The organism is Micromonospora siamensis, from assembly GCF_900090305.1.
In the GTDB taxonomy this organism is placed as follows: Bacteria; Actinomycetota; Actinomycetes; order Mycobacteriales; family Micromonosporaceae; genus Micromonospora; species Micromonospora siamensis.
In genome coordinates this window covers 3,510,014-3,522,728 of sequence record NZ_LT607751.1, presented here as the reverse complement: position 1 = coordinate 3,522,728, position 12,715 = coordinate 3,510,014, and the positions used below count along the sequence as shown (strand labels likewise).

Here is a 12,715-nt window from a genome sequence, read left to right as displayed (position 1 = left end):
CACGTCGCCCGCCCGCGGCGAGGCGTGCCGCAGGGGTCACCGGGCGCGCCGCGAGACCGCCACCTCCTGCCACCGTGGGTGATGGTGACGGGAACCTTCCGGCGCGCGCTCCGCCGCTTTGCTCTGCTGCCACCGGCGCAATAGTCACCGAGTGTGCCCGCGTTCGGGCGGCATCGCGGCTCGCGGAAACCAGAGCCCCAGGTGGGCGGCGTGTTGCGCCCGTGGCAGCAGAGCAAAGGGAGGCGGGGACCATGGCTGCGGCACGCGGCGCCTCACGCGGCGTGACAGAGATGCGGCCGTAACGGAAAGTCACCGCACCGGCCGCCCGTTCCACGGGACGGCAGCACGGCTCGCGGGACGGCAGCCCGGCTCGACGGACGGCGGCACGGCTCGGGCGGCGGTGCGGGCCGTCCGCCGGGGCGAGGTGGGTTCCGACGAACCCGGCCGGCCCGCTAGCCGGCCGGGGAGGCCGGGGCGGGGGTGGCGACGGCCTCCCCGAGCAGGCGCCGGGCCAGGGTGCGGCGGTCGGCGTCGTCGTCGAGCCCGGGCAGGTCGCCCACCCGGATCCGGTCGGCGGTGAGCACCGCCCGCAGGGCCGGTTCGCACTGTGCGGGCAGGGTCAGGACGCGGTCGAACAGGCGCAGCGTCACCTTCCCGTCGCCGGTGCCGGTGAGCTGCCAGCGCAGACCGGCGCGCGGGGCGATCTCGGTGTCGGCGTCCAGGGCGGCCAGCGCCGCGGCCTGGGCGAGCGGACGGATCGGGGCCGGTCGGGCCGCCGGCCAGACCCGCCCGCGCAACCGGGCGGCCACCGCCGCCGGATCGGCCCTCGACAGCCAGTCGCGCAGCGCCTCGACCGTCTCGGTCAGCTCGGGCTCGACGGCGTCGGGGTCGGCCACGTCGGTGCCGAACGGCAGCCCGGCCCGCAGCCGCGGATCCTCGGCGGCGAGGGCGAGCAGCTCCTCCACCAGGGCGTACCGGGTCAGCGCCCGGATGCCCACGGTCAGGTGCAGCGAACTGGACTCCTGCGCCTGGGCGCTGTGCAGCCAGCCCCGGGGCAGGTAGAGGGCGTCGCCCGGTTCCAGGACCACGTCCAGGGCGGCCGGCCCGGCGGCGGTGGCGGAGACCTCGTCGGCCCGTCCGCCCCAGGGCTGCTTCTCCAGCGGGTCGGTCAGCACCGGCGGGTGGATCCGCCAGTGCTTGCGGCCGTCCACCTGGAGCACGAAGACGTCGTGGGTGTCGTAGTGGGTGGCGAAGCCCTGGCTGCCGGCCGGGGTGAGGTAGGCGTTGACCTGCAACGGCTGGGCCAGCGCGGTGCCCAGGTCACGGGTGAAGTCGACAAGTGCCGGCCAGATCCGGTGCAGCCCCTGCAACACCAGGGTCGCGCCGTCGGCGTACTGGGCGAGGATCTTCTCGTCGAGGACCTGGTCGCCGATCTCGGCGCCGGCACCGCCGCCGCCGGTCCAGCGCGCCGCCGGCACCAGCTCGCCGTTCTTGGCGACCCGCAGGAACGGGGTACGCAGGCCGCGGCGGCTGAGCAGCTCGTCGGCGTCGTCGGGGCTGAGCAGGTCGGTGAAGCCCGCCGGGTTGGGCAGCTCGGCGGCGCGGGACAGCAGCGGCGCCCGGCCCCAGTGGGCGGCGGCGAACTTGGCCGGCTCGACGGCGATGCACCGGGCGAGGGCCCGGGTGGCGGAAGACGGGACCGCCGGGCGGTCGTGGCCGCCCGGCGGGTCGAGGTACGTCACGGCTCAGGCAGCGCTGCCGTCGGCGCCGCCGTCCTGCCGGCCCGGGGTCGCGCCACCGTCGGCCGGACCCTCGGCACCACCGTCGGCGCCGCCGTCCTGCTGGCCCGGGGTCGCGCCACCGTCGGCCGGACCCTCGGCACCACCGTCGGCGCCACCGTCCTGCTGGCCCGGGGTCGCGCCACCGTCGGCCGGACCCTCGGCACCACCGTCGGCGCCACCGTCCTGGTGACCCGCGCTCGCGCCACCGTCCGCCGGACCCTCGAGGCCGCCGCCGGTGCTGGTCTGGATGTCGTCGTCGTTCAGTGCCATGGGTGCTCCCTCGGATGTGCCGCCCCGCCGTGTGCCGGGGTTCGGTGGTGCAGCGGGTGGTACCCCACGCGCGATCTTCTCTAACCACACGGTAGAGCCCCGGGCCCGGCGGCGAGCCCGGTTCGCCGCGGCCGGCCACCGGGCCCGGGACCTGCGCCGAAGGCCGAGGCCGGAGCCGGCGAGCCGGCGGCCGGCCGGGCCCGGTGACAGGATGGACGGCGACCCGCGACGGCAGGGAGGTCGGCAATGACGGAACCGCAGGGCGCGCCGCTGGATCCGCTGCCGGAGGACTGGACCCGCGGGCTGGCCGTGGTGGCCCACCCCGACGACCTCGAGTTCGGCGCGGCGGCGGCCGTGGCGCGCTGGACCGGCCAGGGCAAGGAGATCGTCTACTGCCTGGTGACCAGCGGCGAGGCCGGCATCGACGGGATGCCGCCGGAGCGGACCCGGGTGGTCCGCGAGGAGGAGCAGCGGGTCGCCGCCGGCCTGGTCGGGGTCACCGAGGTGGAGTTCCTCGGCCTGCCCGACGGGGTGCTGGAGTACGGCGTCGCGCTGCGCCGCCGGATCGCCGACGCGGTACGCCGGCACCGCCCGGAGATCGTGCTGACCAACAACTTCCGGGACACCTGGGACGGCGCGTACGCGCTGAACCAGGCCGACCACATCGCCACCGGACGGGCCACCCTGGACGCGGTCCGCGACGCCGGCAACCGGTGGGTCTTCCCCGAGCAGCTCACCGGCGGCGGGCAGCCGTGGAACGGCGTACGCCAGGTGTGGGCGGCCGCCTCCCCCGACTCGCGGCACGGGGTGGACGTCACCGCCACCTTCGACCGGGGGCTGGCCTCGCTGCGCGCGCACGGGGCGTACCTGAGCGGGCTGGGTGACGGCGCGTTCGACGCCGAGGAGTTCCTCGAAGGCATCAGCCGGCCGGCCGGCACCCGTCTCGGCGTCCGGTACGGCGCGGCGTTCGAGGTGTTCCGCCTCGACCTGTCCTGAGGCGTACGCGATGGTGATGCTGGTGGGCACCTCGGGCTGGCAGTACCGGGACTGGCGGGACCGGTTCTATCCGGCGAAGCTGCCGCAGCGGCTCTGGCTGGAGCACTTCGCGGGCGAGTTCGCCACCGTGGAGGTGAACAACGCGTTCTACCGCCTGCCCGAGCGGGGCACCTTCGCCGCCTGGCGGGACCGGACCCCGGACGACTTCTGCGTGGCGGTGAAGATGAGCCGCTACCTGACCCACGTGAAGCGACTGCGTGACCCCGAGGAGCCGGTGGCGAGGTTCCTCGGCCGGGCCACCGCCCTCGGCGACCGGCTCGGTCCCGTGCTGGTGCAGCTGCCACCGAACCTGCGGGCCGACCCCGACGCCCTGGACGCCACCCTGCGGCTCTTCCCCGCCGACGTGCGGGTCGCGGTGGAGCCGCGGCACCCCTCCTGGTGGACCGACGACCTGCGCCGTGTCCTGGAGCGCCGCCGCGCCGCGCTGGTCTGGGCGGACCGGCTCGGCCGGCCGGTGACGCCACTGTGGCGTACCACCGACTTCGGCTACCTGCGGCTGCACGAGGGGCGGGCCCGGCCGTGGCCGCGCTACGGCCGCACCGCGCTGGCCAGCTGGGTCCGCCGTCTCGGGGAGGCGTTCGACGACGCGCGGCCCGCGTACGTCTACTTCAACAACGACCCGGGCGGCGCGGCGATCGTCAACGCGGTCGCCTTCGCCGGCCTGGCCGGCCGCGCCGGGCACCGGGTCACCCGCACGCCGGGCCGGTGACGCGCGAGGGCCCGCCCCCGGTCGCGGGAGCGGGCCGGATCGCCCCGGACGGCGTCAGGCCGTCATCCGGGCCACGTCGGCGGGCATGGTCGCCATCACGTCGTCCCACTCGCCCTGGGTGACGTGCCGGCGCAGGGTGTCCAGCACCACCTGCACCACCCGCTGCGGACCGCCCTGCACGTCGTACGGGAAGCCCTGGCGGACCTCGTACAGGAAGTCGTCGCGGTTGAGCTTGATCGGCACGTTCTCCGGCTGCCAGCCGTCGAAGTAGATGCCCCGGACCAGCACCGGCAGCTGCGCGGCGAACTCCGCGCTCTCCTGCACCGGCATCCGGTCGCGCAGCAGGTGCAGCACGGTACGCAGGGCCGCGTAGGACTGGTTGCGCTGCTCCTTCGGCCAGCCGTAGGCCTGTTCGATGTCCTTGAGGATCAGGTTGGTCTTGTCCAGCGAGGATTCGAACGCGGAATGCAACTGCTCAGCCATCTGCCCACCCCCGTGCGTCGGTTTCCCAGCGTCGGTCGTCGGTGCGCCGCGGCGGACCCGACGGGCCCCGCCACAACCGGGTCGGATGCACCCGGTTGGGTCGCGCCGGCCGTCGGGGGTCACCGCCGGAGCCGACGACGTGCAGCACGGCGCCCCGTCGCGGGTCCGCCACCACTCGAACCGCCATCTGATGCCACCTCCGTACCCTCTCCGGCCGGGTCCGGCGACCCGACCGCACACACCGTCCATGCTGCGCGGCGGTGGGGTGACCCGGCCTCACCCGTCGGGGGTGAACCGGCCGGTCAGCCGGCATCCAGCAGGCCGGCCAGGGTGGTGGCGTTCGTCTGGGCGTAGTCGCGGTAACAATTGTTCATGAGTACGTGGGTCCGCTCGGCGGAGTCGGCCAGCTCGCGCAGTTTCGGCGCCCAGTCCCGCAGCTCCCGGTCGGAGTAGCGGTAGCCGAACTTCTCGTGGATGTCCTTGCTGGTCCACTTGTCGCTGTGCCCGTGGAAGCGGACCATCGCCAGGTCGGCGGTGGCGGCCAGCACCGGCGGCACCGAGGACCGGTGCCCCTGCGGCATGTCCACGCAGACGAACGGCAGCTCGTGCCGGCGCAGGAAGGACAGCGTCTCCTCCTGGTTGTCCCCGTCGAACCAGGACGCGTGCCGGAACTCGAAGACCGGGCGCAGCGGGGCGCACCGCTTCGCCACCTCGACCAGGTAGTCCTTGTGGTCGCGGCGGATGCCCCACCAGGGTGGGAACTGGAACAGCAACGCGCCCAGCTTCCCCGCCTCGACCAGCGGGTCCAGGGCGGACAGGAACCGGGTCCACACCTCCTCGTACGCCTGCGCGGGCAGGTCGTCGGGGTAGACGTTCTTCTTGTCGGTGTCCGGCCGGAGGTCCTTGTAGAGCGCCGAGACCCGGGTCGGATGACCGGTGAGCAGGCTGAACGCCTTGACGTTGAAGGTGAACCCTGGCGGGGTGCGGTCCACCCACAGCCGCGCCGTCCGCTCGGCGGGCGGCGAGTAGTAGGTGGCGTCCACCTCGACCAGCGGGAACTGCCGGGCGTAGTACGCCAGGCGCTTCTCCGGGGTGTCCGCCGTCTGCGGATACCAGCCGGAGTCCAGCAAGGTCCGGTCGGTCCACGAGGCGGTGCCCACCTTTGTCTCACCCATGGGTGGAGTCCACCGCGGTGCGGCCCGACCGGCAACCGCTGCGGCTCAGGCGGCCCGACGTTCCCGGTTCTGCTTGCAGGTGACGCAGGCGGTCGCCGACGGGAAGATCTCCAGCCGCTCGACCGGGATCGGCGCGGAGCAGCCCTCGCAGAAGCCGTAGGTGCCCTCGTCGAGGCGGGTCAGGGCGTGCTCGAACTGGGCCCGCCGGTCGAGGATGGTGCGCAGCAGGGACTGCGCGGTGTCCCGCTCGGCCGTCTTGGTGCCGCTGTCGGCCTGGTCGTCGCCGGCGGTGTCGCCGACCTCCACCAGCCGCAGCACCTGGCTCTGCATGACCGCCTGCTCGTACTCGGCGGACAGCTCGTCGTAGCGCGACCGGAGCGAGAGCCGGATCTGGTCGGTCTCCGCCTGGGAGCGGCCGGTGGCCACCGTGTCGTGGACGAGCATCGCTGCCTGCCTTTCCTGGTCGACCCGGGGCTCGCGCCGCGGGTCCGGTCCGTCGTCGGCGCGGTGCAGGTGATCACCCGCGCTCTGTGAGCCGTGCGGATACCCGTGGCCGGCGAGGATCAAACCGCGAATTTTCCGCCCCGGTCTGCGACCGGGGGTCCGGTTCGTCGGCTCAGGGCTCGACCAGGGCCGGACGGCGGGGGTCGTCGGCGCGGACCACCACGTCGGCGAAGGAGGCCGGGGCCACCTCGTCGGCGTACCGGGCGAACGCCGGCAGCGTCCACCGCAGGTCCTCACCGGTACGCCGGGCCAGCGCTGCCGGGGAGAGCGCCAGGTGCACGGTGACGTCGAAGGGCAGCCCTCCGCCGAGCAGGAACGCCCCGCTGACCAGCACCACTCCCCCGGCCGGCAGCTCCACGTAGCCGGCCCGGCTGGCCCGGTCGGTGGTGGCGTCCCAGAGCGACGGGAGCAGCCGTCCGGCGCCGTCCGGGCCGGCCGGGTCGAGCACCTCGCGGCGCAGCCCGGCCTCGTCGTACCAGCCCTCGTAGTAGGTGTCCGGGTTGGTGCGGCCGTGTTCCAGCCGGACGGAGGCGGGCCGCAGGAAGTCGTCGGTGCGTACGTGCAGCGCCGGGCGGCCCAGGGCGCGCAGCGGGTCGACCAGGGCGGCGGCGAGCCGGTCCGGTCCGGCCGCCGGCGGGCCGTCGACGGCCACCCGCAGCCGGCCGGGTGGGGTGGCGGCGGCGAGCCGGTCGGTCAGCTCGGCGACGAGCAGGTCCGGCGAGATGGGGCGGATGCGCATCGGACCATGGTGCCCCGCCGGGCTCAGCCGGTGCGGTCGATGGTGACCCGGGCGTCGTCGGCGAGCCGGTAGCCCACGCCGTAGACGGTGGTGACCAGCGGGACGTCGACGCCGACCTTGCCGCGCAGCCGGCGGACGTGCACGTCGACGGTCCGCACGCCGGCGTGCTCGTAGCCCCAGACCGCGGTGAGCAGTTGTAACCGGGTGAAGACCCGGCGGGGGTGGGCGACCAGGTGCAGCAGCAGGTCGAACTCCAGCCGGGTCAGCGGCAGTGGTTCGCCGTCGCGCAGCACCGACCGGGAGGAGGCGAGGATGTGCAGGGTGGGGATGATGGCGGCGAGCGGGCGGCCCGGCGTACGCCCGGCGGGCAGCGTCTCGGGGCGGCGTTCGGCCGGCACGGCGTTGGTGGAGACGGTGCCCTCGCCGCGCTCCAGCAGCTCGCGGGCGGCCTCCAGCAGCCGGCGGGCCGGCGGGGTGAGGGACTCCTCACCGGCCAGCGGGATGGACAGGGTCACGGTGAGCACCGGGGCCGGGGTGCTGGCGGGACGCCGTTGACCGCCGGGGGGACGACCGGGAACAGCGGGTTGGGACGTATGCCATCCGGCGCGCGACGAGGCGGGGCTGACCGACATGGTCCTCCTTGGCTGGTCCGGGTGTCTCCCCACGGCCCGGGACGCCGCTGCATCGATGCTTCCCGGCGCCTCGACGAGGGTCAAGGGGCGGCTGCGTTGCATGAATGTGACAATTGACGAACGCATCGGAGCCGTCCGCTCGCTCTGCGTACGAGCCTGATGATTACAGCAGAACCGCCCGGATGCCCCGTTACGGGGGTACCCGAGCGGTTCCGGGCGGGCCGGTCAGCGGTCCCGCTCGATCACCACCCCGGCCGGGTCGGTGAGCCGGTAGCCGACGCCGTACACCGTGGTGACCAGCGGGTTCCCCGGACCGAGCTTGGCCCGTAGCCGGCGCACGTGGACGTCCACGGTGCGGGCCACGCCGTGCGCGTGCCCCCAGACGCCGGTCAGCAGTTGCAGCCGGGTGAAGACCCGGTGCGGGTGCTCGGCGAGGAAGCGCAGCAGGTCGAACTCCATCCGGGTCAGCGGGATCACCCGCTCGCCCTGGCGGACCACCCGGGTGCCGGCCAGGATGCGGACCGGCTCGTGGGTGGAACCGGTCGGCTGGGATGCCGGCTCGCGGGTGGAACCGGTCGGCCGGGGTGCCGACTGCCGCACCGGGCCGGCCGGCACGGCCGCGGAGAGCGGCGGGGCGGCGGGGCTGACGTCGGCGGGGCGGCGCCCGCCGCCGGGCCGGGGCGGCGTCACCTCGTGACGCAGCACGCCCTCGCCGGAGGCGGCCAGCTCGCCGATCAGGTCGAGCAGGCGGGACAGCCCGGGCGTGAGGGCGGCGCCGGACAGGTCGAGGGTGATGGTCAGGGTCGGGGTGGCACGGGCCCGGGACGCGACCGTGACGCGGCCGTACGGGTGCGGGCGGGGGGAGATGGCGACGACGGACATGCGGGCCTCCTGGGCGGTGGCGCCGCCACCGGTTCGTGGCGGTGGCGGTCAGTGCGGCGCCCGGCCGGCGGTCACCGGCGGCGCGACGGACGAGGGGCGGTACGGCGAGGTGGGGCCGAGCGCGGGCAGGCCGGCGATCCGCCAGGCGGCGAAGCCACCGACCACGTCGGTGGCCCGGTGCAGCCCGAGATCCTGGAGGGCGGCGGCGGCCAGCGAGGACGTGTAGCCCTCCTGGCAGAGCACGACCACCGCGAGGTCGTAGCCGACGGCGACCGGCAGCCGGGCCGGGCAGCGGGGGTCGAGCCGCCACTCCAGCACGTTGCGTTCGATGACCAGGGCGCCGGGGACGGTGCCGTGCGCGGCACGTTGGCCGCCCGGACGGATGTCCACCAGCAGCGCGCCGGCCCGGTACGCCAGGTGGGCCGTCTCGGGGTCGAGCCGGCGCAGCCGGGACCGGGCGTCGGCGAGGATCTCGTCGATCCCCCGTGACCCGGGTGGTGGCACGGGACAGCTGTCGGCGCGGAGCGGGCTGTGGATCATCGCGGGGTCCTTCCTGGGCGGCCGGGGGTGGGCGGGTGGCGCGGGCGGCGGGCGGGGTCACCAGGCGACGCCCGCCTCCGCGACGTCGGCGACCAGCAGCCGGCCGGCGTCGAGCCGGTAGCGGGTCATCCGGCGCAGCGCCGGGGTGTAGACGTGCACGCTGACGGCGGGCTGGTCGCCGTGGTTGGTCACCCGGTGCACGTGGCGGGCGCCGAACCGGCGGCCGGCGCCGGTGCCGAGGTGGTGCGGGCGCAGCCGGCCGCCGCTGACCGTCTCCTCGGTGAGTCCACCGGCGACCACCAGGAAGCCACCGGCCGAGCCGCCGTGGTCGTGCAGGTCGGTGCCCTGGCCGGGCAGCCAGCTCAGGGCCCACACCTCGTGCTCCGGGCCGACGGCCAGCCGGGCGTACCAGCGGTGCGCCGGGTCGAAGCTCAGCGGGACGGACCAGCCGGCGGGGTCGGCGTACCGGCCGGCGATGGCGAGCGGGTCAGTGCGGGTCATGGCGGCGTCCTCGGGGATGAGGGGCGGTTTCGCCCACCAGCTTAGTAGGTAAAACCTATAGAGTTAGTAGGTAATACCGGATGCTGGGACGCGGTGTCGCCTGCTTTCGCCTCGGTCAGCGGCGTACCGGCGGTTCGACCCGGTAGCCCGGCACCGACGGCCAGCGCACCGTCAGCACCACCGACTCCCGCTCGGCGTACCAGGAGTGGTCCACGCCGCGCCCCCACACCAGGTAGTCCCCCGGCTCGCGCAGCACCACCGTCCGGTCCGGCAACTCCACCCGGAACGCTCCGCTGACCAGCACCAGCAGGGCCGTCCGCAGCTCGCCGGTGGCCCACCGGGACCGGGCCTCGCCCGGCGGGTGCACGCCCCACTTCACCTCGACCTCGGCGCTGTGCCGGGGGTCCCCGGCCGGCATGAAGTGGCCGAGCAGCCACCCCGCGTTCGTGGCCCCGTCGACGCCCGCCTTGCCGACGTACACCGCCTCGTTCATCCCACCCCCTCCGCCGGCTCTGCCGGCTCGACCGGCTCCGCCGGCTCGGCAAGCTACCAGGCGCACCCCGTGCGGGCGGCACTAACCTGGGGCGATGACCGACGACCTGGACGCCGAGACGATCGCGTTCGCCCACCGGATGTTCGACCTCGCCCGGTCCGGGGCGACCGACGAACTCGCCGCGAACGTCGACGCCGGCCTGCCGGTCAACCTCACCAACGCCAAGGGCGACACGCTGCTGATCCTGGCGGCCTACCACGCCCACCCGCGGACCGTCGCGGCGCTGCTCGCCCGGGGCGCCGACCACACCCGGGCCAACGACCGGGGCCAGACGGCGCTCGCCGCGGCGGTGTTCCGGCAGAACGCCGAGGCGGTCCGGGCACTGCTCGACGCCGGGGCCGACCCGGACCACGGCAACCCGTCGGCGGCCGAGACCGCCCGCTTCTTCGACCTGCCGCAGATGCTCACCGCCCTCGGGCGGGACTGAGCCGCGTCGTCGGGCGGCGCGCGCCCGGACGTGACGGACGGTATACAGGGGCGGTGGAGGATCCCCTGCCCGAGCAGATGCGCGCGGCCGCGGTGGCGCTGCTGACGGCGCTCGACGAACCGGCGCGCCACCGCGCGACGTACCCGTTCGACGACGACGGCGCACGGCGCTGGCTGGAGTACCGGCCCCGGGCGCGGCCCGGCGCGTGCCTCGCCGAACTCGACGTCGCCGGCCGCAAGGCCGCCCACCGGCTGCTCGCCACCGCGCTGAGCCCCGCCGCGTACGCCCAGGCGATGGCGATCGTCGCGCTGGAGGAGGTGCTGGACCGGGCGGAGGGGTGGCGCCGCGGCCGGCACAGCGGCGACTACTGGGTGGCAGTCTTCGGCGACCCGGCCCGCGACGACCGGTGGTCCTGGCGGGTCGAGGGCCACCACCTGTCGGTCACCATGACGGTGGTGGACGACCAGGTCTCCCCCGCCCCCCTCTTCCTGGGCGCCAACCCGGCCACCGTGCGGCACGCCGGGCGCCCGGTCTCCCGCCCGCTCGGGGTCGAGGAGGACCTCGCCCGCGAGCTGCTGGAGGCGATGGGGCCGGCCGGACGAACGGCGGCGATCGTGGCCGACGAGGCGCCCGGCGACATCATCAGCGCCACCCGGCCGCGGGCGCCGGGCCGGCTGGAGCCACTGGGGATGCCGCGCGGCCGGCTGGGCCCCGGCGGCCGGGCGCTGCTCGACCAGCTCGTCGCGCTCTATCTCGACCGGCTGCCGCCGGAGCTGGCCGCCCGGGAGGCCGCCCGGCTCGACGGGGGCGAGCTGCACTTCGCCTGGGCCGGACCGACCCGGCCGGGGCAGCGGCACTACTACCGGGTGCAGGGCGACGACCTGCTGATCGAGTACGACAACACCACCGACGACGGCAACCACGCGCACACCGTGCTGCGCCGCCCGGCCAGCGACTTCGGCGCCGACGTGCTGGCGGACCACCACGCCGACGCGCACGGGGCGGCCGGCCCGCCCCGGTGACCGCGGGTCAGGCGCGCGGGCGGACGATCTCCACGGTGGAGCCCGCAACGCCGCGCAGGGCGTCGATGCCGCTGGACTCGGCCCGGCGCCGGCGGTCGAACTGGCGCATCAGCCGGGCCCCGGCCGCCACCCCGATCGCGCCGGCCAGCAGGGCGAGCAGCTCGACGCCGAGCAGCACGCCCGAGGCGCCACGCTGCGGGGAGTGCGCGCGGACCAGGCAGGAGACCAGGAACAGGCCGGCCATCAGCACGTTCACCACGTTGAAGGTGACCGCGGTGCGGCGGGTCCGGTCGGCCCGGACGTCCCACAGGTCGACCATCCCGGCGATCGCGGTCAGCGCGGCGGCGGCCAGGGCTGCCACCGCCGTCCAGTAGCCCACCTCACCGAGGAACGCCGGCCCACCGGCCAGGTCCGCCAGGTCGAAGACGGTGGCACTGACGAAGAGCCCGAACGGGAACGTCACCAGCATCGGTTGGATGGGGTGGCCCTGCACCCGCAGTCGGCTCTCCATCGTTTCCTCCCAGGTCGGCACGGTGCACCAGTCCAGGGTGCTACCCGGGCGCAACCGGGGCGAAACGATCTCGGATCAGCCCGCCCTGGACCGGGAGACCGTCAGCACCAGCCGCTCGGCCACCTCGCGCAGCGGGATGTCCAACGACGAGGCGGCGCTGCGCAGCACGTCCAGCGCCTCCGGCGCCGGGCAGCCGCGCTGGGTCATGATCACGCCGATGGCCTGACCGACCACGCCGTCGGCGAGCAGCGCCGAGTCCCGCTCCCCGGCCTCGGCGGTACGCCGCGCCCGGTCGCGTACGGCGGCCAGCAGCAGGCCGGCGTGCTCGGCGAGCAGCATCGCGGTGAGCTGGTGCCGGGTGGTCAGCGCGCCCGGGGCGTCGGCGTACAGGTTGATCGCGCCGATCACCTGCTCGTCCACGTCGACCGGCGCGGAGATCACCCCGCGTACGCCGAGCCGGCGGGCCCGGGCCGTCCAGGACGGCCAGCGCTGCTCGCCGTCGAGCTCCTCGGAGCTGGTCATCTCCCGGCGGCGGATGGCGCTCATCGCCGGTGAGTCCGGCCCGTGCCGCAGGTCGTCCAGCTCGGCCAGCCGGTCGTCGGAGGCCGCCACCCCGGCCGGCTCCCCGGCCCGCAGCGCGGTGAAGCCGCACCAGGTCACGCCCGGTACGGCGGCGCTGGCGATGCGGACCAGCTCGGCCAGCGCCCGGTCGAAGTCGTCGACGGCGATCAGCCCGGCGGTCAGCTCGCGCAGCAGCGCGGCCGTCTCGAGTACGCCGATGGTGTCGATCGTGGGCTCCCGCGTGTCCAGGTTCACCGGCCCGCGGTCCCCGTGCACCCGCCGCCTGCCACCGGCCCCGTTGCCTGTGTCATCGTCCCGATCTCTCTGCCGACTCGTGAGCCCCGCGCTACTACCCTCGCAAACCAGGAT

The 12,715-nt window shown here is 75.2% G+C and carries 17 protein-coding genes; 4 read left to right on the top strand and 13 right to left on the bottom strand.

Translation table 11 applies throughout. The features are described from left to right. Positions 1 to 452: 452 nt before the first annotated feature. Both GA0074704_RS16210 and GA0074704_RS16205 read right to left on the bottom strand, forming a co-directional pair. Positions 453 to 1,742, bottom strand: a complete 1,290-nt coding sequence (locus GA0074704_RS16210) for a cupin domain-containing protein (protein WP_088971285.1) — start codon at positions 1,740 to 1,742, stop codon at positions 453 to 455. Positions 1,743 to 1,745: 3 nt separating this feature from the next. Beyond that, on the bottom strand, positions 1,746 to 2,051 hold the full coding sequence (locus GA0074704_RS16205; protein ID WP_088971284.1) for a hypothetical protein: 306 nt from the start codon (positions 2,049 to 2,051) through the stop codon (positions 1,746 to 1,748). Between the two features lie 246 nt (positions 2,052 to 2,297). Between GA0074704_RS16205 and GA0074704_RS16200 the strand changes: the two genes are divergently transcribed. After that, positions 2,298 to 3,047, top strand: a complete 750-nt coding sequence (locus GA0074704_RS16200; protein WP_088971283.1) for a PIG-L deacetylase family protein — start codon at positions 2,298 to 2,300, stop codon at positions 3,045 to 3,047. A 10-nt stretch (positions 3,048 to 3,057) separates the two neighbouring features. Then, a complete protein-coding gene (locus GA0074704_RS16195) occupies positions 3,058 to 3,816 on the top strand; it encodes a DUF72 domain-containing protein (RefSeq protein WP_088971282.1) in 759 nt (252 codons plus the stop codon). Positions 3,817 to 3,870: 54 nt separating this feature from the next. Here the strand turns inward: GA0074704_RS16195 and GA0074704_RS16190 are convergent, their stop codons facing one another. The 9 genes from GA0074704_RS16190 to GA0074704_RS16145 form a co-directional block, all read right to left on the bottom strand. Then, the gene (locus GA0074704_RS16190) at positions 3,871 to 4,299 is read right to left on the bottom strand and encodes a DUF2267 domain-containing protein (RefSeq protein WP_088971281.1); all 429 of its coding nucleotides are present in this window, start codon (positions 4,297 to 4,299) and stop codon (positions 3,871 to 3,873) included. A 302-nt stretch (positions 4,300 to 4,601) separates the two neighbouring features. Continuing rightward, a complete protein-coding gene (locus GA0074704_RS16180; RefSeq protein ID WP_088971279.1) occupies positions 4,602 to 5,474 on the bottom strand; it encodes a DUF72 domain-containing protein in 873 nt (290 codons plus the stop codon). A 45-nt stretch (positions 5,475 to 5,519) separates the two neighbouring features. Then, on the bottom strand, positions 5,520 to 5,918 hold the full coding sequence (locus GA0074704_RS16175; protein ID WP_088971278.1) for a TraR/DksA family transcriptional regulator: 399 nt from the start codon (positions 5,916 to 5,918) through the stop codon (positions 5,520 to 5,522). A 172-nt stretch (positions 5,919 to 6,090) separates the two neighbouring features. Continuing rightward, the gene (locus tag GA0074704_RS16170; RefSeq protein ID WP_088971277.1) at positions 6,091 to 6,717 is read right to left on the bottom strand and encodes a nucleoside/nucleotide kinase family protein; all 627 of its coding nucleotides are present in this window, start codon (positions 6,715 to 6,717) and stop codon (positions 6,091 to 6,093) included. Positions 6,718 to 6,740: 23 nt separating this feature from the next. Beyond that, positions 6,741 to 7,349, bottom strand: coding sequence for a winged helix-turn-helix domain-containing protein (locus GA0074704_RS16165; RefSeq protein WP_088971276.1), 609 nt, complete (start codon positions 7,347 to 7,349; stop codon positions 6,741 to 6,743). A 225-nt stretch (positions 7,350 to 7,574) separates the two neighbouring features. Beyond that, positions 7,575 to 8,150 carry a winged helix-turn-helix domain-containing protein gene (locus tag GA0074704_RS16160; protein WP_408632010.1) on the bottom strand — a complete coding sequence of 192 codons (576 nt, stop codon included), beginning with the start codon at positions 8,148 to 8,150 and terminating at the stop codon, positions 7,575 to 7,577. 129 nt (positions 8,151 to 8,279) lie between these two features. Beyond that, a complete protein-coding gene (locus GA0074704_RS16155; RefSeq protein WP_088971274.1) occupies positions 8,280 to 8,771 on the bottom strand; it encodes a rhodanese-like domain-containing protein in 492 nt (163 codons plus the stop codon). Between the two features lie 57 nt (positions 8,772 to 8,828). Then, complete coding sequence (locus tag GA0074704_RS16150; RefSeq protein WP_088971273.1) at positions 8,829 to 9,272, bottom strand: cysteine dioxygenase; 444 nt, start codon at positions 9,270 to 9,272, stop codon at positions 8,829 to 8,831. Positions 9,273 to 9,387: 115 nt separating this feature from the next. Next, entirely contained in the window at positions 9,388 to 9,765 is a 378-nt protein-coding gene (locus GA0074704_RS16145) for a cupin domain-containing protein (RefSeq protein WP_088971272.1), read from the bottom strand. Between the two features lie 94 nt (positions 9,766 to 9,859). On the opposite strand from GA0074704_RS16145, the gene GA0074704_RS16140 reads away from it, so the two are divergent. Both GA0074704_RS16140 and GA0074704_RS16135 read left to right on the top strand, forming a co-directional pair. Beyond that, positions 9,860 to 10,252: an ankyrin repeat domain-containing protein gene (locus GA0074704_RS16140; protein ID WP_088971271.1), complete on the top strand. Its 393-nt coding sequence runs from the start codon at positions 9,860 to 9,862 to the stop codon at positions 10,250 to 10,252. Positions 10,253 to 10,305: 53 nt separating this feature from the next. Next, complete coding sequence (locus GA0074704_RS16135; protein WP_172880587.1) at positions 10,306 to 11,274, top strand: DUF3500 domain-containing protein; 969 nt, start codon at positions 10,306 to 10,308, stop codon at positions 11,272 to 11,274. Positions 11,275 to 11,281: 7 nt separating this feature from the next. Here the strand turns inward: GA0074704_RS16135 and GA0074704_RS16130 are convergent, their stop codons facing one another. Together GA0074704_RS16130 and GA0074704_RS16125 are read right to left on the bottom strand one after the other, a co-directional pair. Next, a complete protein-coding gene (locus GA0074704_RS16130) occupies positions 11,282 to 11,785 on the bottom strand; it encodes a DUF2231 domain-containing protein (protein WP_088971270.1) in 504 nt (167 codons plus the stop codon). Positions 11,786 to 11,860: 75 nt separating this feature from the next. After that, a complete protein-coding gene (locus GA0074704_RS16125; RefSeq protein ID WP_088973726.1) occupies positions 11,861 to 12,601 on the bottom strand; it encodes a GAF and ANTAR domain-containing protein in 741 nt (246 codons plus the stop codon). Positions 12,602 to 12,715: the final 114 nt, after the last annotated feature.